The organism is Chitinophaga vietnamensis, assembly GCF_902167635.1.
Classification (GTDB): domain Bacteria; phylum Bacteroidota; class Bacteroidia; order Chitinophagales; family Chitinophagaceae; genus Chitinophaga; species Chitinophaga vietnamensis.
In genome coordinates, this window is sequence record NZ_CABHMS010000008.1 from 273,193 (window position 1) to 295,096 (window position 21,904).

Here is a 21,904-nt window from a genome sequence, read left to right on the forward strand (position 1 = left end):
GTCACATCTGGTTTTTAGTTACAGTGATTTCCAGGTCTTTAGGTGCGAGGAACGCGATCTTCTGATGGCTGGCGATCCGGATACTGCGGTCGCGCAGGTAGGTAAGTTGTTGCCTGAATTCATACACCATATTGCTGGTGTAGGATTGTATGCTTACTTGCTGGATGGTACCATTTCTATCAATCTCCAGTATGATCTCTTCCGGGTTGGTTTGTTTGCCTTTTGATTTATAGATAACAGTTTTGTTACCGGAAAACTGGTCGGTCATGGTGTTGCTATCATATTCATCACGGAGAGATGGTTTGTTAAGGTCCATATCTGCGAAGGGCTTGAGGAGGTCTTGCAGGGCGCTGCTATCCTTGCTGTTGATGGTGGCGGTATCGGTTTGGCCGTTGATGGTAACTGTTTTATGCAGGGTGATGCCGGCATTGCGGAGGCGTTGTTTTTCCCCTGTAAAATAGGCTGGCAGGTTTTCGTACTTATCTTGTGAGAGGTGTTTAATCCCTTTAGTATCAGGCTGACAGGCCATCAGGCTGAGTATGGTCAATATCACCGAAGCGTAGCGGTATTTTTTCATTCCGTAAAATTAATACTTAAATATGGGTCATAAAAAATGCGCCGTAAAAACGGCGCATCGATGCATGAGCAAATCTGTCGAGAGCACTAAAAATATAAAGATCAGTCTTGTCGACTGAGACCTAAATCGGTTTATTGGTTGTTAAACGCGGGCCGCGTGTAAATGTTACAGTCTGAATAAAAAGAAGTTCAGTTTTAACATTTTATTTTAACATAAAGATAAAAAGCAGCAGACAGAATATTTTCCGTCTACTGCTTTTGTGGAAGATGTTGATGATAACCGGCTATACGAGCAGATTACCGGTCATTTCCTTCGGAACGGGCAGGCCCATGAAGTGCAGGATGGTAGGAGCGATATCACCCAGTTTGCCATCTTTCACGGCGCCTTTGAAGTCTTTACTGATGATAAAGAGGGGCACCAGGTTGAGGGTATGGGCGGTATTGGGGGTACCATCGCTGTTGATCATGAAATCTGCATTACCGTGATCAGCAGTGAGGAAAATAGTATAATCGTTGTTGAGGGCGGCAGTCACTACGCGTTCAACGCAGTGGTCAACTGTTTCCACCGCTTTCACTGCTGCTTCAAAAACGCCGGTATGGCCCACCATGTCGGCATTGGCGAAATTGAGGCAGATGAAGTCGGCGGTTTTGTTTTCAATTTCCGGAACGATGGTGTCAGTGACTTCATTGGCGCTCATTTCCGGTTGCAGGTCATAGGTGGCTACTTTCGGAGAAGGCACCATGAGTCTGCGTTCGCCCTCAAACTCCTTCTCACGGCCGCCGGAGAAGAAGAAGGATACGTGCGGGTATTTTTCTGTTTCGGCAATCCTGATCTGTTTAAGACCATCTTGCGCCAGCACTTCGCCGAGGGTCATGTTCAGGTTGTCGTTCTCAAAGATAACATGAACATTTTTATAAGTTTTGTCATATTCTGTCATCGTGGTGTAGTACAGGTCCAGCGGCTGCATGCCGAAGTCGGGAAATGCTTCCTGGGTCAGCACTTGCGTGATTTCGCGGCAGCGGTCTGTACGGAAATTGAAGCAGAGCACTGCGTCACCGTTCTGGATGGTAGCAAGGGGCTGGTTCTGTTCATTCACTGCGATGATGGGCTTGATAAATTCGTCGGTCACGCCTTCGGCATAAGAGGCCTTCACAGCGGTGATCAGGTCGTGCGTAGGGGTACCGATACCATTTACCAGTGCATCGTAGGCGAGCTTCACACGTTCCCAGCGTTTGTCGCGGTCCATGGCGTAATAGCGGCCGGTGATGGAGGCTATTTTACCCGTAGTTTTTTGCAGGTGCGCGGAGAGATCTTCAAGATATCCCAGTCCGCCCTTCGGGTCTGTATCACGGCCATCGGTGAAGGCATGGATGAACAGTTGCTCTACGCCATTGTCTTTGGCGATCTGTGTCAATGCTTTCAGGTGATTGATGTGGGAGTGTACGCCGCCATCGCTGACAAGCCCTATGAGGTGGAGTGCTTTGTTATTGTTGCGTGCATGGGCCAGGGTATCGAGCAGCACCTGGTTTTTCGCCAGTTCGCCATCTCTTGCGGCTACGTTGATTCTTTGCAGCTCCTGGTATACGATGCGGCCAGCGCCGATGTTCAGGTGACCTACTTCGGAATTGCCCATTTGCCCGTCGGGCAGGCCTACCGCCTCACCGCAGGTAACCAGGTGGCTATGCGGATATTGCTTGTATAGGCCGCTCACAAACGGTGTTTTGGCGTGTGCAATCGCATCGGCTGCAGGAACTTTGCCTTCGCCCCATCCATCCATAATTACGAGAATGGCTCTTTTCTTTTCCATATCCAATCTGGTTAGTTGTTATTTATGGACGTGAAAGTAATTATTATGCCTCTAAATACTTTCTAAAAATTTTGCAAAATGAGACTTCGGAGAAAGGGGATGTTATGAGGCTAATTATACACATTTAATCTCTCTTGTATTTGTTTGAAAATATATGTTATCTCTCCGTTATTATTTATAGATTCATTGCTACCACTATGATGTGATTTTGTTGAATTACAGTGCGTTTGGCATAATTTTGGCTTTTAATTTGAGTTGGAATTTTCACATTTTTAATCAAATAACTGACAATGAGAAAGCTATTGATTGTGCTGGGGATATTGTTGGGAGGATTTATTTCGGCATTTGCGCTTTCGGCAGGTTCATCGGAAAATTTACTGGCAGGGCCGTTTGATGACGTAGTGGGAGCAATCAGGCAAGGAGACGTGAGCGGCTTATCCCGCTACCTGGACAATACCGTTGAAATAAACATTTCTGGGAAATCTAATTCCTATAGCAAAGCACAGGCAGAAATTATATTGAAAGATTTTTTCGCCAAAAACCAGGTGAAATCATTTGAACTCTTACACCAGGGCGGCGAAGGCTCTAAATTTGGCATCGGCACGCTGGCCACTTCCGGCGGCAGTTTCCGGCTCTCGTTCTTTCTGCAGAAGAAAGGCGCTTCAATGGTATTAAACGAATTGAGGTTTGAGAGCAAATAAAAACACACAACATAAAATAATTGAAAAACCTTGGTGCTCCGCATTTAATTGCGGGGCACTTTTTATTTTTGCACGCGGGCTGTAAGCCCATCCGGGAGAATAAAAAAATCATTCGGTATGTTAGAAGAAGCAGCACTCCAGGCATTCATCAGAAGCGCACTGGCAGAAGATATAGGCAGCGGCGATCACTCTACGCTCGCCAGCATTCCACCGACCACCAAAGGCCAGGCACGCCTGAAGATCAAGGAAGACGGTATCCTTGCCGGCATGCAGGTAGCGGAAGCGGTCTTTAAATGGCTGGATATGTACACCGTTTTCAAGCCCTTCAAGCAAGATGGAGCATCCATGAAATCCGGTGAAGTGGCCTTTGAAGTGGAAGCCGCCATCCATACGCTCCTCATGGGCGAAAGACTGGTGCTCAACTGCATGCAGCGTATGAGCGGCATCGCCACCCTCACCCATCAATATGTGGAAAAGCTCAAAGGCTATCATACCCGCGTGCTGGATACCCGCAAAACCACTCCTAACTTCAGGATGCTGGAAAAAGAAGCGGTTCGTATAGGCGGTGGCGTGAATCACCGCATGGGATTATACGATATGGTGATGCTGAAAGATAACCACATCGACTTTTCCGGCGGCATCACCACAGCCGTTACCAAAACAGTGGCGTATTTGAAGGAACGTAATCTCCCGCTGAAAATAGAAGTGGAAGCCCGTAACCTCGAAGATGTGAAAGAGGTGCTGGCAGTAGGACATGTAGACCGTATCATGCTGGACAACTTCACACCGGAGCAATTAGCAGATGCGATGGCGCTCATCAACGGACGCCTCGAAACCGAAGCCTCTGGCGGCATCACGCTGGATACCATCGAAGCGTATGCAAAAACCGGCGTCGATTTTATCTCTGTAGGCGCTATCATTCATCACGCTGTAAGCCTGGACCTGAGCCTGAAAGCGATCATTATATAACGCATTATTTTGAAGAAGATCCTCTTTATCATCAACCGCAAAGCCGGCACCGACCGTGAAAAGCGCCTGGATAGCGCTATCCGCCGGCATTTTCCTGCCGACCGTTATGAGGTCAGCATCACGCATCTCCAATACCTTGGACATGGCGCCGATCTGGCCCGCGAAGCGGTAGGTAATGGCGTACATACCGTGGTAGCGGTTGGCGGCGATGGTTCTATCAATGAAATCGCGCAAGGCCTTGTTGGCAGCAATACGGCCATGGCTATCGTGCCGCTGGGCAGTGGCAACGGCCTCGCACGCGCACTCAAAATACCGCTGGACGTAGACAAGGCGCTCCGCCTTATTGTAGACGACCGCCAGCGCCCGGTGGATGTAGGTTACGCAAACGACAACCTCTTCCTCAGCAATGCCGGCGTAGGCTTCGATGCACTGGTAGCAGACCAGTTCCGGCACACCAAAAAACGCGGGCTTTACGGCTATGCCAAGCTGGTACTGAAAAGCTTCAATACCTATCAGCCGGGGGATTTCAACATCAGCATTGATGGTAAAACATTGCAGGAGAAAGCATTCCTGCTTACGGTAGCTAATGGCAACCAGTTTGGTTATGAATTTAAACTGGCGCCGGGCGCCAATGTATTCGATGGCCTGCTGGATCTCTGCATTATGCCCCCCGTCAAATTTTATCACCTCCTCCCGGTAAGTATTTACTCTTTATTGGGTAATATTGATAAAACAAGATACCTGAAACATTACACAGGCAAAGAGATCATCATCCGCAGCCCGTCATTGCAATACCTGCAGGTGGACGGCGACGCGGTGCCGCTCGCTGAAGATGGCGTGGTACGCCTGCGGGTACACCCACAGGCTATCAGGGTAGTAGTGAATAATTAACCCTTCAATTGTAGTAAGATGTCTAAGAAGAAGATGAACAACAACGGGATCGTTTATTCCACGGATCCCAGCTTTTCGTTCGAGCCAGCACATACAGACGATGTAGCCACCCTCTCTCCGGCCGAACAGCTGCTGAGGGTAAAGCTGGATACCAAGCAACGCGCCGGTAAAGTAGTAACACTGATCGATGGCTTTGTTGGTAAAGAAGAAGACCTGGAAAAACTGGGTAAAGAACTGAAAACAAAATGTGGTACCGGCGGTAGTGTGAAAGACGGCCAGATACTGATCCAGGGCGATTATAAAGAGAAAGTGGTGAAGTGGTTGCTGGACTGGGGCTACAAAAAAACGAAATAATATTTTCTCCCCCGGAACTTCCGGGGGAGAAAATACCGATTAACGGTTTACTAATTTCATACTGAATTCTGTATAGCGCTGGCCGGCTACGGCATGCTGTTTCAGTAAATCATCGATCGCCTGAAGTTCGGCCTGGCTCAGCTGAATATCCGCAGCTGCGGCGTTTTCTACCAGGTATTTCCTGCGTTTGGTGCCAGGGATCGGGATGATGTCTTCACCTTGCGCCAGTACCCATGCTAACGAAAGCTGTGCGGTGGTAATACCTTTTTCTTTCGCAAATTTTTCAAGCGCATTTACGGTCTGAAGGTTCTGTTCAAAATTATCTCCCTGGAAGCGGGGCAGCCCTTTGCGGAAATCGCCGTCGCTTAATTGACCCATATCGGTAATGGCGCCGGTGGAAAGGCCACGCCCGAGCGGGCTGTAGGCCACGAGCGATGTACCGCCTTCGCGTGCTGCCTTCAGGATATCTCCTTCTACATCGCGGGTGAACAGGGAATATTCACTTTGCAGGGCAGCGATCGGATGTACGGCATTGGCTTTTCTCAGCGTTTCTGCGCTGGCTTCAGAGAGGCCGAGGAATCTTACCTTACCTTCTTTTACCAGTTCTGCCATCGCTCCTACTGTTTCTTCAACAGGCACGGTATCGTCTATACGATGTGAATAATAAAGATCGATCACATCTGTGTTAAGACGCTTCAAACTGGCTTCACAAGCTTGTTTCAGGTACTTCGGAGAAGCGTCTACATAAAAAGATTTATCTTCTTTTACCCGAAAACCGAATTTAGTAGCAAGAAACACCTGATCACGTTTGGTAGCCAATATTTTCGAGAGCAGGATTTCGTTAGCTCCCTGTCCGTACATGTCGGCGGTATCCCAGAAATTGATGCCGAGTTCCAATGCCTTTTCCAATGTAGCCAGTGATTCTTCTTCATTAAAATCCTGGCCACTGCCATAGGCAAACGACATACCCATGCAACCCAGTCCTATTGCGGAGACATTCACGCCTGTTTTTCCCAGTTTTCTGTACTGCATATTGATCTTTGTTTTAGTGATACAAAATTAGGTACAGGCGTACGGATAAAAATTGTAATACTCAAAGAGATACTTGTAAAAATCAAAGTACTATTGCGCGGTATTCATACGGCGACTGTCCGCTGTGGTTACGGAAGAAATGCGTGAAATTACCAGGGTCTTCAAAGCCAAGGCACCAGGCTATTTCAGCGATCTGCCAGTCCGTGTGCATGAGCAACAGCCGCGCTTCCAGCAGGAGGCGCTGGCGGATATGCTCGCTCACTGTGCGGCCGGTCGTGTGTTTCACGCAGGCGTTCAGGTGGTTGGGGTGGGTATTCAGTATGTTCGCAAATTCTTTGGCTGTTTTTAATGCAATCTGTTCGGTGGTATGTTCAATCGGGAACTGCTTTTCCAGTTTATCGGTGAAGCGGTGCGACAACAATTGCGCAGCGGTAAGGCTCCTTACCGGGCCCGCGGCCTGCGCAATACGTTTACTTTCCAGCATCAGCAATTTGAGATAGATGAGGATCGCTTCCTGTTTAAAAGCGGCATTCTCTTTATACTCTTTCAACAACTGGCGGAAAATAGATTGCAGGTATCCGCTCTGTTCTTCTGTGATGCTGAACACGCCTTGCGCGCCGAGCTGCAACAGCGGATATTGCAACAGCTCATGGTGTTGCGGTTCAAAAAGTTTCTCTGTAAAAATACAATAGTAGCCGTCCTGTTCGGATGAAGTGGCATGCCAGGTTTTCACTTCCTGCGGATGCAGGAATATCAAGGTAGGCCCATTGATCTCATAGCGGCGCTCGCCGGCAGTATAAGTGCCGGTTCCTTTTGTGATCAGGCTGATCTTGTAATAATCGCGGCGACTGGCAGATACATCCTCCTTGATAGGATAATCTTTCCGGGAGTGTACTGCAAAACAGCCATGGGCGGGTGCTTGCGGGCGTATCTCCCTGGGGGCGTATAAAAGCAGATCGTCGTTGAAATCCTCCATCCTCATGGTACGGATGGGAGTTGATTGCGCAGATTTATATGAAGGCATACCCAAATTTAATTATTCCTTAGATAACTTTATTTGCCCCAATGTTATCTTTTTAGAAGAAGTCATGCGCCGAAACCCTTGCAGATACTGGCTTGTTCTAAAAAATGAAACAATGTTGCGTTTTTATATTTGATTTTTTTGAAAAGATTTTACAATTTGTTAACGCCTTTATCAACCAAAATCTTGTTATCATCAGCCCTGATGATATGCTTATGTAGAGCGGCCTGCCACATATGTTACGAACAAGATATTATTTTTTTAGAGCGGAAATATGATGCGTTTTCACGTGCATATTTCCGCTTTTTTGTAGAGATACCACCTATGATATGCAAATGAAAACACAACGCTCCCCTCTCTGGATATTCGCCACATTGCTGGTGTTGAAAGCAGTGGTGCAGTGGATAGCGGTAAGTCCGGCCTACGATCTGCAACGCGATGAATACCTGCACCTGGACCTGGCCAATCATCTGGGCGCCGGTTACCTCTCTGTACCGCCATTTACGGCGTTTAATTCCTTGTTGATCGATTACTTGGGTGGTGGTGTTTTCTGGGTGCGTTTTTTTCCGGCTTTGTATGGCGCGCTTACAATGCTGCTCATCTGGAAGATGGTGCAAAGGCTTGGTGGTGGCTGGTTTGCGCAGGTGTTGGCCGGATTGCTGTATATCTGTTCCGGGTATTCGCGGTTGAACATGCTGTACCAGCCTAATTCTTTTGACGTGCTTTCCTGGACCTTGTTGTTTTGGTTGTTGTTGAAATATATCGATGAGCAGAAGAACGTGGACCTGCTCTGGATGGGGGTGGTAGCGGGTTTCGGGATATTGAACAAATACAATATCTTCTTTTTGCTATTGGGACTGGCGGCCGCGCTGTTATTATCGCCGCAACGAAAAATATTCCGCAACAAGTACCTGTACTTCGGGCTGCTGCTTGCATTGCTGATCATCTCTCCTAACCTGCTATGGCAGGTCAGGCACGGGTTTCCGGTGATACATCACATGCAGGAGCTTACGGAAAAACAGCTGGTGCATGTGAACAGGATCGCGTTCCTGGCGGATCAGCTGATCTTTTTCCTGCTGGGTTGTTTTGTGGTCATTGCGGCCTGGCTGGGCTTATTATTGCACAAGCCTTTCCGGCCATACCGGGTGATATTGCTCACTTATTTGCTGGTAATGCTGCTGTTCACTTACATGCAGGCAAAAAGTTATTATACCCTTGGCTTGTATCCCGTACTGCTGGCGTTTGGCGCGGTGTACTGGGAGCGGATCTTCACGCACGACTGGACCAGGCATCTGCGTTGGGGATGGCTGGCGTTGGTAGTGATTCCTTTTATCTTCCTGTTCAATGCCATATTCCCTGTAATGTCGCCGCAACAGATACAGGTGCGCTCGGGCAAGTTCCGGGCACTGGGACTATTGCGTTGGGAAGATGGCAAAGACCATCCCCTGCCGCAGGATTTTGCGGATATGTTGGGCTGGAAGCAGCTGGCGGCTATTACCCTGCAGGCTTATGAGCTGGTGCCGGCTTCGGCGCGGCCATACACATTGGTGCTTTGCTCGAACTATGGCGCGGCAGGAGCTGTAAACTATTATAACCGCGGCAAAATGCCGCTGGCCGTATCTTTCGACGCAGACTATGTTTTCTGGTTCCCCCGGATGGACAGTATTCAATACATCATCAAGGTGGGCGAGGCGCCTGGAAAGGATATTTTACCTTATGTCGGCAAAGTATTGCCGGTAGGGCAGCTGCGGGATTCGCTGATGCGTGAAGATGGTTCAGGGGCGTACCTCTTGTCGGACCTGTCAGCCGAAGTGCCAGGCAGATTACGTAAACGCATATACGAAAAACAACTGCAATACCGCGGAATGCCTTAACTAGCGGGCGTGTACGAACTCCACTTCACCGAAGCCCAGCTGCAGGATGGAGCCATCCCTTTCAAGGCATAGATGACCATCGGGCAGTACGTCGCGGATGGTGCCCTGGAATATCTCTCCTTCTTTTTTGTAGAGGGCTGGCTGTTGCCAACGGAATAGCCTGCTTTTAAATTCTTCGAGAATATTGTCGTAATTGTCAGGTGAAAGGTTAGAGAGGCGTTTGTCGAGGTAGCTGCATAGTTCCTGTGCGAGGGCGGCGGCGTCCCAGGTTTTGCCGGTGATCTGCCTCAGGGAAACAGGATTGGTGAGGTGTTCGGGGAAGCGGGCCTGGTTAAGGTTAATACCGATGCCGATAATGGCATATTGCCATACACTGCCTCTCAGGACGTTCTCAATGAGGATGCCCCCTGCCTTTCTGTCACGCCAGTAAATATCATTGGGCCATTTAATGAGGGTTTCATCTCCGGCGTAGGAACCATAGAAATCGGTGGCTGCCAATGCAACTGCCATGCTGAGTATGAATTGGCGGGAAAGCGGCAATGTGGCTGGTTGCAGGGCGATGGTAAGGGCGATGATATCGCCACGTTCGGCGAGCCATTGTTTGCCGCGGGTGCCTTTTCCGGCCGTTTGGTTCCATGTAAACCAGGCTGTGCCTGATGTCACCTGCCCTGTGTTTACCTGTTCCATGGCATAGTTATTGGTGCTGTCGACTTTGTCTAAAATATGAAACGGGTGTCCTATCACGTGAATCCTTTTTAGTCTGTTTTTCGGCCCGAAAAGTAGTTCATTTTATTATTTTCTTAACAAATTGGACAACCCCGGCGGTATATTTCTCAGCGTTATATTACTGCTTGTTTAGTAACTTTGACAATTAAAGTTTATTTTTAACAAAAACGTGATTTATTGGCACCCTTAACCGTTCTGAGCACGAGGAAAAAGGCGCAGATGCGTCTGACCAGAGAAAGTGAAATTTTTACCACCATCATTAAGGCCATACAGGAAAAGAAGGGGGAAAATATCGTATCCCTGGATCTACGCCAGATTCCTGAAGCCGTGGCCGATTTCTTTGTTCTATGTGAAGCAAATTCCAATACACAAGTGAGAGCCATTGCCGACTTTGTCGCAGATGAGGTACAGAAGCATGTGGGGGAAGCGCCGTACAAGCACGAAGGGCAGACCGCTCAACAATGGATATTGGTAGATTATGTGAATGTGGTTGTGCATGTTTTTCAGCCGGAGACCAGGAAGTTCTATAATCTCGAAGAAATGTGGAGCGACGCTGACAGGATGGAACACAACGATAACTGAACAAAGCAGTTGTTTTAAATATTAATATTATATATTTCTGATTGTAATAAACATCCGTAAAGGAGCGTAAGATTATGGAAAAAGGAGGCAATAACTTCAACAGGGGTTCAGAAAAATCGCCTAAGAAAGGACCGAAGTTCAATATATACTGGGTGTATGCCTTTATCGGTATCGCTCTGCTTACCATGCAATTTCTTGATTTTGGATCCCACCCTAAAGAGATCAGCTTCCAGGAATTTCAGGTTAAGTACCTGAAACCAGGAGATGTTGACAAGCTGGTCGTAGTAAACAAAAAATATGTAGAGGTCTACATAAACAAAGACAGTTTAAAACTCGCCAAATTCACAGACGTTGCCAAGAATAAACTGGGCAGCGAAAATCCCGGACCGCATTTCCGTTTCACAATTGGTAGTGAGGAAAGTTTCAAAAAAGATATCGACCTGGCACAGGAAGGCGTGCCGATGGAAAACCATGTGAAGATCACGTACGATGAGCGTCAAAGCTGGTTTGAGCCTATCTTCCAATTGCTCCTGCCTATCATCCTGATCATTGGTTTGTGGATACTGCTGATGCGTAAAATGGGAGGCCCTGCCGGCGGCAGCGGCGGCCCTGGCGGCATCTTCAACATCGGTAAGTCAAAAGCCACCCTCTTCGATAAAGGCACCCGCGTAAACATCACCTTCAACGATGTTGCCGGCCTCGACGAAGCAAAAGTGGAAGTGATGGAGATCGTAGACTTTCTGAAGAATCCGAAGAAATATACTTCCCTCGGTGGTAAAATTCCTAAAGGCGCGTTGCTGGTAGGTCCTCCGGGTACCGGTAAAACCTTGCTGGCCAAAGCAATGGCAGGCGAGGCGCAGGTGCCGTTCTTCTCCATGTCCGGTTCTGATTTTGTGGAACTGTTCGTGGGCGTGGGCGCTAGCCGTGTGCGTGACCTCTTCAAACAGGCACGTGAAAAAGCGCCCTGTATCATCTTCATCGATGAGATTGATGCGATTGGACGTGCAAGAGGCAAGAACGTAATGATGAGTAACGACGAACGCGAAAACACCCTTAACCAGCTGCTCGTGGAAATGGATGGTTTCGGAACAGACAGCGGTATCATTATCCTGGCTGCCACCAACCGCCCCGATGTGCTGGACAGCGCGCTGCTGCGCCCGGGCCGTTTCGATCGTCAGATCTCTATTGATAAACCAGACCTGGCCGGAAGAGAGACCATTTTTGAAGTGCACCTGAAGCCTATCAAAACCTCTCCCAACCTGGATGTGAAGAAACTCGCCTCCATGACCCCCGGTTTCGCCGGCGCCGATATCGCCAACGTATGTAACGAAGCCGCGCTCATCGCCGCCCGTAAAGGCAAGACCGAAGTGGAAATGGACGATTTCAACGATGCGGTAGACCGTGTGATCGGCGGCCTTGAGAAAAAGAACAAAATTATCTCTCCGGAAGAAAAAGAAGTGATCGCTTACCACGAAGCCGGACACGCTATCTGTGGCTGGTACCTGGAACATGCGAACCCGCTGGTGAAAGTGACCATCGTACCACGTGGTGTGGCGGCGCTGGGCTACGCACAGTATCTTCCGAAAGAACAATATCTCTACAATACCGAACAACTGATGGACGATATCTGCATGACCCTCGGCGGCCGCGCAGTTGAAGAGATCGTATTCGGCAAAATCTCCACTGGCGCACAAAACGACCTGCAGGTGATCACCCGCATGGCCTATGCCATGGTAACCGTTTACGGTATGAACGATAAAGTTGGTAATGTATCTTTCTACGATCCTAACAGCGATCAATCTTTCACCAAACCTTACTCTGAAGAAACATCCAAGATGATCGACGAAGAAGTAAGAAAACTCATCGAATCCGCTTATGTGAGAACCAAACAACTGCTCACAGAAAAGCTGGAACAGGTGAAAACCCTGGCGAAAGAACTGCTGCAAAAAGAAGTATTGTACCAGGCAGACCTGGAAAGACTGATCGGCAAACGCCCTTGGGATGCGCATAAAGAGCATCACCTGGGCAAAGAAGGAATGACAACTGATGGCGTACATCCTGCCGATATCATCAATCCTTCACCTTCACCTGCTAATGCATAATCAGTGATATGAAAATTTCTCCTGCCAAGGAAAATATTCTGAAGCGCGTACGGAATGCTTTAAGTCAGTCAGTACAGTTGCCCTTCCCTAACTCGGAGGGCAACACTTCTGTGTTCAAGACCGAGAGCGAAGGAATGGAGATCAAGTTTGCGGAAGAATTTACCAAGCTGCAAGGGAAATTTGTTTTCTGTTCAGGTAAATCAGAGCTGATCGAAAACCTGCGCGCACTGTGCGATAACAAGGAATGGCGCAATATTTTTTGTCAAACGCCGTCTTTGTTGAAATCATTGCACCAGGATGATCTGCCGATATTGAACCATGGCAACATGCACGAAGCGGATGCCGCTATCACTGATTGCGAATACCTGGTAGCCCGCACCGGCACCGTGGTGCTGAGCGCTGCACAGCCTAGTGGACGGGCATTACCCGTATATGCGCCCGTACACGTGGTGATTGCTTACACACATCAGATGGTATTTGACCTGAAAGATGCCTTGCATAAGCTGAAGGATAAATATGGTAATGAGCTGCCCTCCGCGATCTCTTTTGCGACAGGCCCCAGCCGTACCGCCGATATCGAGAAAACGCTGGTAGTGGGCATTCATGGCCCTAAAGAAGTATACGTTTTTTTAGTAGACGAATAAAGTATCTAGCTGCGTAGATATTGGCTTTTAGCGATCTTCGCCAAAAGTCGATATTTACGCAGCTTTACAATTTTAAGCATGGACATCAATCTACCCGCTAACAAGAAAATATATTTTGCTTCCGATTTCCACCTCGGTGCGCCCGATGCGGCTGTGAGCCGGCAACGCGAGCGGCTCATCATCCAATGGCTGGAACAGGCGGAGCAAGATGCTGCGCACATTTTCCTGGTGGGCGATGTCTTTGATTTCTGGTTTGAATACAAGCATGTGATCCCGAAAGGATATGTGCGTATCCTCGGTAAACTGGCCGCATTAAGAGACAAGGGTATTGGTATCTCTGTATTCATCGGTAATCACGATATGTGGATGGATGGCTATTTTGAAGACGAGCTGGATATCTCTGTATATTACGAACCGCAAACCTATAACATCGCCGGAAAAAAGTTCTACATCGGCCATGGTGATGGCCTTGGGCCTGGCGACCATGGTTATAAATTCCTCAAGAAGGTGTTCCGCAATCCGGTATGCAGAACATTGTTCTCCCTTATACATCCTTCCTGGGGTATTGCGCTGGCCAATTACTTCAGCCGTAAAAGCCGCGCTGCTACCGGCCAGGAGCAGGAGCTGGAGCATTTCCTCGGTGAAGACCAGGAGTGGCTGGCAATCTACAGTAAAGAGGTGTTACAACGGGAACATTTCGATTATTTCATCTTCGGACACCGTCATCTTCCCCTCGATATCAAAGTAGGGGAAAACAGCCGCTACATCAACCTGGGCGACTGGCTCAATTATTTTTCTTATGCTGTATTTGACGGACAGCAGACTTCTCTTAAATTTTTTACAGCAGCCGGCGAACGCGCTGCCGCTCAGGCATCCAGGATTTCGTGAAGAATGGGTGGCGAGTGCAGCTCGGTGAAATCCGCCAGGTGAAGCCGGAGGAAATCGAGGTAGGCGTACAACAGCTTGCGACGTCTTTCTTTCGGCATGCTGATAGCCGCCAGCTGTGCAGCTTCCTGGCATTGGAACAACTGATCTGTGAGTTCACTGTTATCAGGGTCCAGGTGGTTGACATGATGCGGCGGTAAATCGGTGTAATGGCCTTCTAACAGATCGAGATAGGGCGTGTATTCCGAAAAGCGGCCATTGAGCCGGAACCCGAGGTATTCTGCCACTTTCAGTGTAAAGAACAAGGGCAGGTTGGCGGCAACGGGCATGGGAGCTGTATCCAGCAGCTGTAGCGCATTTTCGGCGAAGTAGTATAGATCAAGGTGCTGTTCCGGCTGCTTCAGGCATTTTTGCAGCAGCTCGATCATATAGAGCGCTACCGTATTTTTTACCACATTGAAATGCAGTGAGCTGTAAATGAAGCCCAGCTTGAATTCGGAGATGCGTTGCAGGTTTTTCACCTCCTGGTGATATACGACCAGTTCCAGGATATTACCGGGCTGCAGGAGGTTGCCCCTGGCTGCCTTGGGTTTGGAAGATCGAACGCCATTCACGATATACGATTGCTGACCGAACAGTTCCGTGAAAATGCTCACGATGATGCTGGTATCTCCATACTTCACTGTACGCAATACGATGCCGCGTGTTTTATGTAACATGTGCCGGATTAAGATCGCAATTTAGCTAAAATGGTTTTATCGATATAGCCGCCTCTTTCGACGATCACATTCACAGCCAATAGCTATTTTAATTACCTTTACGCCCTTACTAAATTGAAGCATCCTTTATGTGGCAACGCTTAGCCGGCTTTGTGCTCAAATACAGATTACCACTCCTTATTCTTTTGCTGATCAGTACCGGCGTAATGGCCTGGTTTGCCAGTAAGGTGCAACTATCATATGACTATGTAGCTACCATCCCGCACGATAACCCGAAATTTCTTGAATTCCAGCAGTTTAAAAAGAAGTTTGGGGAAGATGGTAATATGATGGTGCTGGGTGTACAGACCGATAAATTTTTCGATGCCGGTTTCTTCAATGATTATGTACAGCTGAATAAAGACATCAAAAATATCAAAGCTGTTGAAAATATCCTCAGCGTGCCGCTGGCGATCAATCTCGTTAAAAACGACAGCACCAAAAAGCTGGAAGCCAACCTGCTGTTCAGGGGAGACCTGAGCCAGCAGTCCGTGATCGACAGCCTGAAGAATACGTTTAACTCTCTGCTGTTCTATAAAGGTCTGCTCTATAATGCAGAAACGCATGCTTACCTGATGGCAATTTATGTGAACAGGGACGTGTTCAATTCGCCGAAACGTACGGCAGTAGTAGATTCCATCTATAAGCTGGCGAGGGCTTTTGAACAGAAGCACCACACAGAAGTGCGCCTGAGCGGGTTGCCGCTGATTCGTACAGTCATGGCCGTTAAGGTGGCCGACGAGCTGAAGCTGTTCCTGAAAATATCTTTCCTGCTAACGGGCTTGATCCTCTTCCTGTTCTTCCGTTCATTTGGTGCGGTATTGATGTCGATGGTGGTAGTAGCCATCGGGGTGATATGGTCTGTAGCCACTATTGTACTGATGGGTTATAAGATCACTTTGCTGACGGGCCTCATTCCTTCGCTGATAGTGGTGATCGGCATTCCGAACTGTGTGTACTTCCTGAGCAAGTACCATACGGAATATGCGAAGCATGGCAACAAATCGGAGGCCTTGGTGCGCATGATACAGCGCATGGGCGTTGTGACCTTGTTTACGAATATCACGGCGGCTATTGGCTTCGGCGTGTTTTGTTTCACGAACAGCGCCATCCTCAAAGAGTTTGGTGTGGTAGCGGGTTTGAACATCATGTTCATCTTCCTGATCTCCTTTATCTTCCTTCCGTCTGTATTGAGTTATCTACCTGCGCCGAAGACCAAGCATATTTCTTATCTCGATAATAATTTCTTCGGTAAAGTATTGGACCTGCTCAATACGCTGGTATTCAAATACAGGCCATGGATCTATATTGTGAGCGGTGCGCTGGTGCTGGTTTCGATCACGGGGATGATGCGTTTGAAATCGGAAGGGTATATGCTGGACGATATTCCGAAGACAGATAAACTGTATACCGATCTTAAATTTTTCGAGCATAATTTCCGTGGCGTGATGCCATTGGAGATTGCGGTAGATACAAAAAAGAAGATGGGCGTGATCAGCCTGCAAACGCTGAACAAGCTGGATGAGCTGACGAAGCTGATTGCGTCGCAGCCTGATTTTGCGCGGCCGTTGTCGGTGGTGGAAGGTATCAAGTTTGCGAAACAGGCTTACTACAATGGCGATAGTCTCAATTACGCGGTGCCTAACCAGTTCGATCTTGGTTTCCTGGCGCCTTACCTGCGTATGAAAGGCGCGGCGGCGGGTGGTAGTAATTCTACATTTTCGAAGCTGGTATCGTCGTTTATGGATAGTACCAAACAGATTGCGCGTGTGAGCGTGAATATGGCGGATGTGGGTTCTCAGCGCTTGCCCTTGTTGCTGGATTCGCTGCGGCCGAAGGTGAATGCGATCTTTGATTCATCGCAATACAAGGTGACGTTTACCGGTACAAGCGTGATATTCCAGGAGGGTACCCGTTTTATTATCAATGGCCTTACTGAAAGTATACTGCTGGCCTTTGTGTTGATCATGCTGTGTATGTTATACCTGTTCCGTTCCTGGCGGATGTTATTGATCTCTTTGATCCCGAATATCATTCCGTTGGTGGTGACCGCCGGTGTGATGGGTTGGGTAGGCGTAGCCTTGAAACCTTCTACAGTGCTCGTTTTCAGCGTGGCCCTGGGGATTGCTATTGATGTTACGATCCGTTTCCTGGTGAACTTCAAGCAGGAGTTGCCGCATCACGACCTGAATATTTCTGCCACGGTAAAGCAAACGATTCATGAAACAGGTTTGAGTATTATTTATACTTCTATGATCCTGTTTGCCGGGTTTATGATCTTCAGTTTCTCGGAATTTGGCGGTACGAAGGCTTTGGGCTGGCTCACATCTCTCACCCTGATCATTGCGATGGTGACTAACCTGACTATTTTACCGGCTTTGTTGTTATGGATGGAGAAGGCCTTGTTGAAGCAGGCGAGCAAGCGGGAATTATGGAAGACGCTGGATGATGAGGAAGATATTGAGATGTCGAAGTTAGGGGTAGATGATATAGAGTAGATTAATTAATTTTTATCAAGATATAGATGCAGTCATGCCCGCGGTATGGCTGCATTTTTCTTTTGTAGCAGTGTGGCGGGCAGGCAGCGGCTAAAATTTAGCTAAAACAGACAAAAAAGCGTACTGAAATAATCTAGTGGACAGCATTCAAATACCTTTAACGCCGCTCGTATAAAAGCGTTACCGATACCCATAAAAAAGTAAGAGGTTTATAATGCCATTCTAACCACTAGTTCATGAAAAACAAATACTTAAAGGGCGCTCATTTGTCTGAGCGAAAATTTAAGGAGATCTTGCGGCTGTTTGCCGATGATCTTACCGCTACGCAGATTGCGAATATCAGCGGTGTAAGCAGGGTAACTATTAACAGTTATCTGAAGAAGTTGCGAAGCCAGATCGCACGTTATTGTGAGACTTTGCATCCAGCTTCAGCCCCGCCGGGAGTCGTTTACGAGCGTCAGCCCGAGCCCCAGGCCGATCACGATTCGGATGTCCTGGTGGCGGTGAAAACGGAAGTAGACAGGGCTGTGAAGCCGGTTATTTTCGGGATCACGAAATTGTCTGACCGGTTGCATACCGAGATCCTGCCAGACGTTAGCCGATCGATGATCCATGCGGCCACCCGGGGGCGGTCGGTATTGGAAACATTGGGAGCTACGGAGCGTTTACGCCAGTTCAATGGCGTGGTCGATTTAGGGCAGTACCGCTTGTACCGTTTGGGTAACAAACCTGCTGATTCGTTAAGCGGAACCCACCAGATGGACGATGTAGATGCTTTCTGGGGGCTTACAAAGCACCGGTTGGCGAAGTTCAAAGGGCTTAACCGGAATACTGCTTATCTCCATTTAAAAGAATGTGAGTACCGTTTTAACCACCGCAATGATGATTTGTACATGTCGTTACTGGAATTGCTAAAAGCGTATCCACTAACGCTTGCATAAAGTACTGGCCCCGTTCCACGTCCGGAGCGGGGCTTTTCTGTTTTAAGGCAAGGCAGATTAAAAATTAATCTCGATTTAGATTTTGGTTGATGAGCACAGGCGGTATTCTTGCCGCTTGTTTTGTTTTAGGTACATATATAATATTAATTTCTATAACTTGTTAATGAAAAGTTAAAAAGTTGTTATCTAAATGTTATCAGCAAGAAAGAACTTTTAATTTTTTGTTAATAATTTTTATATTTGGTGCCTGGTTGAAAATTTGCAAGGAAACTGCTTATGAGAAAGAATTTTACTATTTCTCAGAGGGATTTATTGAATAAATCTCAATGGAAGATGGTATTTTTCCCGATTTGTTAACTTGGTTACAACATAATGCCAACACCTGTAAGAAGCTGCTCCACGCGCATTTATCGATCATTTTTATTAAGAGGAAACCAAAGGAATTGAGGCGCAATGCCTTGATGATGATTATTTTTTAAGTATTTAAAAACAAGGAAACAAAATCATGCTTATGAGGAAAGTAGTATTTCTCCTCTTGTCCGTGTTTTTGCTTGCCGGGCAAGCCTTTGCGCAGAGCCGCACTGTGACGGGGAAAGTTACCGACGGTAAGGACGGATCTCCTATACCTGGCGTAACCATTCAGGTAAAAGGTACCAGCAAAGGTACCACCACCACGCCCGATGGATTTTACAAGATCAATGTAGACGACAACAATGCGGTACTGGTATTTTCTTTTGTTGGATATGCCAACAAAGAAGTGCCCGCCAACCAATCTGTTATCAACGTGGGACTGAGCACTGACAACCGCGAACTGAGCGAAGTAGTGGTAACCGGTTACACGCAGGTAGACCGTAAAAAAGTAGTAAGCTCTATTGCTGAGGTAAGCTCCAAGCAGATCGAAAACGTTCCCATGCCGGACGTAAACCAGATCCTGCAAGGCCGTGCACCTGGCGTAGTGAGTGCTTCTTCTTCCGGCCAGCCGGGTTCTATGCAGAAGATCACCATCCGTGGTATCGGCTCATTGAGCGCCAGCGCCAGCCCGCTGTATGTGATCGATGGCGTGATCATCAACAATGGTCAGTTTAACTATGACGTACAAACGCAATCCAGCGACATCATGGCTAACCTGAACCCTAACGACATTGAAAGTGTAAGCGTGCTGAAAGATGCATCTGCACTGGCTTTGTATGGTGCAAGAGGTAGCAATGGCGTAATCGTGATCACCACCAAGAAAGGTAAAGCAGGCACTTCAAAAGTGAATGTGAAAGCACAGTATGGCTTCAACTCTCCCAGCTTCGGCAAGTGGAAACAGATGAATGCACAACAGGCTTTCGACTACCAGAAAAAAGTATTTGCATTGAATGGCTATACACCTGACCAGGTGGCTGAGCAAATGCCGGACTCCCTGCTGAAATACGCTTTTGACTGGAGAGACGCTGCCTTCCAGAATGGCCACACACAGAACTATGAAATCTCTTCCAGTGGCGGTAATGATAAAACCAAGTACTATATCTCCGGTGGTTATTTCAGCCAGGATGGCGCGCTGATCTATTCTGGTTTCAAACGTTATTCTGTATTGTCTAACGTAAGCCAGAAAGTAAATGACCGTCTCGACATCGGTATGAACCTGAACCTGTCTTACAGCGATGCTAACAACGCAGGCGCCGGTAACCGCTACAGCAGCCCGCTGCTGGCCAGCTTTGCCAACAGCCCGCTGTTGCCTGCTTACCAGCCTAACGGTAAACTGTATACTGGTCTGGAAGACTACTGGCAGAACAACTCGTCTACCGGCGATAACTTCCTGTATTCCGTTCCCCGTAACGCCAACAACAACTATAACTTCCGTGGCCTCGGTAAATTATACCTGAACTACCGCATTTTCGACTGGTTGAAATTTAACCAGAGCGTTTCTGCAGATATGATCATGGCTCGTCAGAAGACTTACCAGGACCCTACTACAGGTGATGGCTTCAATGCCAAAACGCCCGCCAATAGTGGTGATATCTACGAAGCATCGCAGAATAACAGGACCATTACTTCACAAACATCCTTCTCCGGTAATTTCAATCTGGGCGAGAAAAACCAGTTTGATTACCTGGCATTGATGGAATATGCGCCTACCCACTTTGTTGGTTTCAGCGCAGAAGGTATTGGTATTGCCAATGGCAAGCTGAGAGCGATGGATAATGCTTCTACACCGCAGGCCGTTAAAGGTAGCGAGTATGATTACCGCTTCCTCTCTTACCTTGGTCAGTTGAACTATACTTATAACAGTAAATATTACCTGACCACCTCTATCAGAAGAGATGGTTCCAGCCGTTTCGGCGCAAACAGGAAATACGCAACCTTCTACGCAGTGGGTGCTTCCTGGCGCATTATCGACGAGGAGTTCATGAAATCACAACATGTGTTTTCTGATCTGAAACTGAGAGCGAGCTACGGTACTTCAGGTAATGCCAACTTCGGTAACTATGAAGCGATGGCGCTGTATAAATTTGACGTGGCCTACAATGGCGATCCAGCCAGCCGTTTCTTCAGTCTCGGTAACCCCAACCTTACCTGGGAAAAGAGCAACAATGCCAATATTGGCGTGGATATGGGCTTCCTGGATAACAGGATCACTGCCTCTGTTGATTTCTACAACAAGAAAAGCACTGGCCTGTTGATGTATGTACCAATTCCGCCTTCTGTGGGCTTGAAAAGCCGCCCTGATAACGTGGGCGCGATGCAGAACAGAGGTATTGAAGCCACTGTTTCTACCGTTAATATCAAGACCAGAGAATTTACCTGGGGCTCTGATATCACTTTCGGCCTGAACAAGAACAAAGTGCTGGAACTGCCTAACCACGATCCTATCAACAACTTCACGGATTTCGATCAGAATCAGTATACCAATACTATCCTGAAAGAAGGGCTGCCTGCTTATACCTGGTACCTGAAAGAATGGGCTGGTGTTGATCCTAACAATGGCGATCCGCTGTGGTATACTGCTGATGGTAAAACTACCAACAACTACGACAAGGCCGCATTCAAAACTTTTGGCAGCACCATGCCGAAGTATACGCTTGGTTTCAACAACACCTTTACTTACAAAGGCATTACGCTGTCTGCATTCTTCTATGCATCCCAGGGTAATCAGATATTCAATGGCACCAAAAGATTTGGTGACGCTGATGGCGGCCGCTTTGGCTGGAACTACAACGTAGAAGCAGGACAGAACTACTGGACTACTCCGGGGCAGCATGCCGACAGGCCGAAACCGGTGATTGGCGGTAATCAGAAATCTAACGCGGCTTCTTCCCGTTACCTGGAAGATGGTTCCTACATCAGGCTGCGTAACGTGACACTGGGCTACAACCTGCCTCAGAATGTACTGAAAGCGGCCAAGATACAGGGTGTGCGTGTATATGTTCAGGGTCAGAACCTGCTGACGATCACCAACTACTCCGGAGTAGATCCCGAGATCGGTTATGATGGTTTTGAGTTCTTCAAATACCCAGTGAGCAAGAGCGTGAGCTTTGGTATTGATATCACTTTGTAAA

18 protein-coding genes are annotated in these 21,904 nt (G+C 47.8%); 12 read left to right on the forward strand and 6 right to left on the reverse strand.

The annotated features are described in order from the left end of the window. Position 1 precedes the first annotated feature (1 nt). Together FPG75_RS21450 and gpmI are read right to left on the reverse strand one after the other, a co-directional pair. A complete protein-coding gene (locus FPG75_RS21450; protein ID WP_143309774.1) occupies positions 2-577 on the reverse strand; it encodes a hypothetical protein in 576 nt (191 codons plus the stop codon). Between the two features lie 283 nt (positions 578-860). Continuing rightward, positions 861-2,384 carry a 2,3-bisphosphoglycerate-independent phosphoglycerate mutase gene (gene gpmI, locus FPG75_RS21455; protein ID WP_143309776.1) on the reverse strand — a complete coding sequence of 508 codons (1,524 nt, stop codon included), beginning with the start codon at positions 2,382-2,384 and terminating at the stop codon, positions 861-863. Between the two features lie 290 nt (positions 2,385-2,674). Here gpmI and FPG75_RS21460 point away from each other — a divergent pair, with 290 nt between their 5' ends. From FPG75_RS21460 to FPG75_RS21475, 4 genes are all read left to right on the forward strand, one after another. Next, positions 2,675-3,085, forward strand: a complete 411-nt coding sequence (locus tag FPG75_RS21460) for a DUF4783 domain-containing protein (protein ID WP_143309778.1) — start codon at positions 2,675-2,677, stop codon at positions 3,083-3,085. 117 nt (positions 3,086-3,202) lie between these two features. Beyond that, the gene (gene nadC / locus FPG75_RS21465) at positions 3,203-4,054 is read left to right on the forward strand and encodes a carboxylating nicotinate-nucleotide diphosphorylase (RefSeq protein ID WP_143309780.1); all 852 of its coding nucleotides are present in this window, start codon (positions 3,203-3,205) and stop codon (positions 4,052-4,054) included. A 9-nt stretch (positions 4,055-4,063) separates the two neighbouring features. Next, positions 4,064-4,945 carry a diacylglycerol/lipid kinase family protein gene (locus FPG75_RS21470; RefSeq protein ID WP_161596875.1) on the forward strand — a complete coding sequence of 294 codons (882 nt, stop codon included), beginning with the start codon at positions 4,064-4,066 and terminating at the stop codon, positions 4,943-4,945. An 18-nt stretch (positions 4,946-4,963) separates the two neighbouring features. After that, on the forward strand, positions 4,964-5,299 hold the full coding sequence (locus tag FPG75_RS21475; protein ID WP_143309784.1) for a translation initiation factor: 336 nt from the start codon (positions 4,964-4,966) through the stop codon (positions 5,297-5,299). 39 nt (positions 5,300-5,338) lie between these two features. Here FPG75_RS21475 and FPG75_RS21480 read toward each other — a convergent pair whose 3' ends face one another. Further along, entirely contained in the window at positions 5,339-6,331 is a 993-nt protein-coding gene (locus FPG75_RS21480; protein ID WP_143309786.1) for an aldo/keto reductase, read from the reverse strand. Between the two features lie 82 nt (positions 6,332-6,413). Beyond that, positions 6,414-7,355, reverse strand: coding sequence for a helix-turn-helix domain-containing protein (locus tag FPG75_RS21485; protein WP_143309788.1), 942 nt, complete (start codon positions 7,353-7,355; stop codon positions 6,414-6,416). A gap of 326 nt (positions 7,356-7,681) precedes the next feature. Between FPG75_RS21485 and FPG75_RS21490 the strand changes: the two genes are divergently transcribed. After that, complete coding sequence (locus tag FPG75_RS21490) at positions 7,682-9,226, forward strand: glycosyltransferase family 39 protein (RefSeq protein ID WP_143309790.1); 1,545 nt, start codon at positions 7,682-7,684, stop codon at positions 9,224-9,226. On the opposite strand, the gene FPG75_RS21495 is transcribed toward FPG75_RS21490, so the two are convergent. After that, entirely contained in the window at positions 9,227-9,970 is a 744-nt protein-coding gene (locus tag FPG75_RS21495) for a biotin--[acetyl-CoA-carboxylase] ligase (protein WP_143309792.1), read from the reverse strand. It lies immediately after the preceding gene. A gap of 201 nt (positions 9,971-10,171) precedes the next feature. Between FPG75_RS21495 and rsfS the strand changes: the two genes are divergently transcribed. The 4 genes from rsfS (at position 10,172) to FPG75_RS21515 (ending at position 14,168) form a co-directional block, all read left to right on the forward strand. Then, positions 10,172-10,534 (forward strand): ribosome silencing factor, encoded by a 363-nt coding sequence (gene rsfS, locus FPG75_RS21500; RefSeq protein WP_236652871.1) that lies wholly within the window; start codon positions 10,172-10,174, stop codon positions 10,532-10,534. A 74-nt stretch (positions 10,535-10,608) separates the two neighbouring features. Continuing rightward, entirely contained in the window at positions 10,609-12,636 is a 2,028-nt protein-coding gene (ftsH, locus tag FPG75_RS21505) for an ATP-dependent zinc metalloprotease FtsH (protein ID WP_143309795.1), read from the forward strand. A gap of 8 nt (positions 12,637-12,644) precedes the next feature. Next, entirely contained in the window at positions 12,645-13,280 is a 636-nt protein-coding gene (locus tag FPG75_RS21510) for a LutC/YkgG family protein (protein ID WP_143309797.1), read from the forward strand. Positions 13,281-13,358: 78 nt separating this feature from the next. Beyond that, a complete protein-coding gene (locus tag FPG75_RS21515) occupies positions 13,359-14,168 on the forward strand; it encodes a UDP-2,3-diacylglucosamine diphosphatase (protein ID WP_143309799.1) in 810 nt (269 codons plus the stop codon). Here FPG75_RS21515 and recO read toward each other — a convergent pair. Further along, complete coding sequence (gene recO / locus FPG75_RS21520) at positions 14,147-14,884, reverse strand: DNA repair protein RecO (protein WP_143309801.1); 738 nt, start codon at positions 14,882-14,884, stop codon at positions 14,147-14,149. The two genes, FPG75_RS21515 and recO, sit on opposite strands and share 22 nt — an antisense overlap. Positions 14,885-15,012: 128 nt before the next feature. On the opposite strand from recO, the gene FPG75_RS21525 reads away from it, so the two are divergent. The 3 genes from FPG75_RS21525 (at position 15,013) to FPG75_RS21535 (ending at position 21,903) form a co-directional block, all read left to right on the forward strand. Continuing rightward, a complete protein-coding gene (locus FPG75_RS21525) occupies positions 15,013-17,421 on the forward strand; it encodes an efflux RND transporter permease subunit (protein WP_143309803.1) in 2,409 nt (802 codons plus the stop codon). 236 nt (positions 17,422-17,657) lie between these two features. Continuing rightward, complete coding sequence (locus FPG75_RS21530; RefSeq protein WP_143309805.1) at positions 17,658-18,362, forward strand: hypothetical protein; 705 nt, start codon at positions 17,658-17,660, stop codon at positions 18,360-18,362. A 511-nt stretch (positions 18,363-18,873) separates the two neighbouring features. Further along, positions 18,874-21,903, forward strand: coding sequence for a SusC/RagA family TonB-linked outer membrane protein (locus FPG75_RS21535; RefSeq protein ID WP_161596876.1), 3,030 nt, complete (start codon positions 18,874-18,876; stop codon positions 21,901-21,903). The last annotated feature ends 1 nt before the right edge of the window (position 21,904 follow it).

Bases quoted from the DNA above. Each gene is read 5' to 3' on its own strand.
- nadC (WP_143309780.1), top strand. From the start codon at position 3,203: ATGTTAGAAGAAGCAGCACTCCAGGCATTCATCAGAAGCGCACTGGCA.
- FPG75_RS21460 (WP_143309778.1), top strand. From the start codon at position 2,675: ATGAGAAAGCTATTGATTGTGCTGGGGATATTGTTGGGAGGATTTATT.
- FPG75_RS21480 (WP_143309786.1), bottom strand. From the start codon at position 6,331: ATGCAGTACAGAAAACTGGGAAAAACAGGCGTGAATGTCTCCGCAATA.
- rsfS (WP_236652871.1), top strand. From the start codon at position 10,172: ATGCGTCTGACCAGAGAAAGTGAAATTTTTACCACCATCATTAAGGCC.
- gpmI (WP_143309776.1), bottom strand. From the start codon at position 2,384: ATGGAAAAGAAAAGAGCCATTCTCGTAATTATGGATGGATGGGGCGAA.
- FPG75_RS21450 (WP_143309774.1), bottom strand. From the start codon at position 577: ATGAAAAAATACCGCTACGCTTCGGTGATATTGACCATACTCAGCCTG.
- FPG75_RS21485 (WP_143309788.1), bottom strand. From the start codon at position 7,355: ATGCCTTCATATAAATCTGCGCAATCAACTCCCATCCGTACCATGAGG.
- FPG75_RS21475 (WP_143309784.1), top strand. From the start codon at position 4,964: ATGTCTAAGAAGAAGATGAACAACAACGGGATCGTTTATTCCACGGAT.
- FPG75_RS21510 (WP_143309797.1), top strand. From the start codon at position 12,645: ATGAAAATTTCTCCTGCCAAGGAAAATATTCTGAAGCGCGTACGGAAT.
- ftsH (WP_143309795.1), top strand. From the start codon at position 10,609: ATGGAAAAAGGAGGCAATAACTTCAACAGGGGTTCAGAAAAATCGCCT.
- recO (WP_143309801.1), bottom strand. From the start codon at position 14,884: ATGTTACATAAAACACGCGGCATCGTATTGCGTACAGTGAAGTATGGA.
- FPG75_RS21490 (WP_143309790.1), top strand. From the start codon at position 7,682: ATGCAAATGAAAACACAACGCTCCCCTCTCTGGATATTCGCCACATTG.
- FPG75_RS21525 (WP_143309803.1), top strand. From the start codon at position 15,013: ATGTGGCAACGCTTAGCCGGCTTTGTGCTCAAATACAGATTACCACTC.
- FPG75_RS21515 (WP_143309799.1), top strand. From the start codon at position 13,359: ATGGACATCAATCTACCCGCTAACAAGAAAATATATTTTGCTTCCGAT.
- FPG75_RS21530 (WP_143309805.1), top strand. From the start codon at position 17,658: ATGAAAAACAAATACTTAAAGGGCGCTCATTTGTCTGAGCGAAAATTT.
- FPG75_RS21535 (WP_161596876.1), top strand. From the start codon at position 18,874: ATGAGGAAAGTAGTATTTCTCCTCTTGTCCGTGTTTTTGCTTGCCGGG.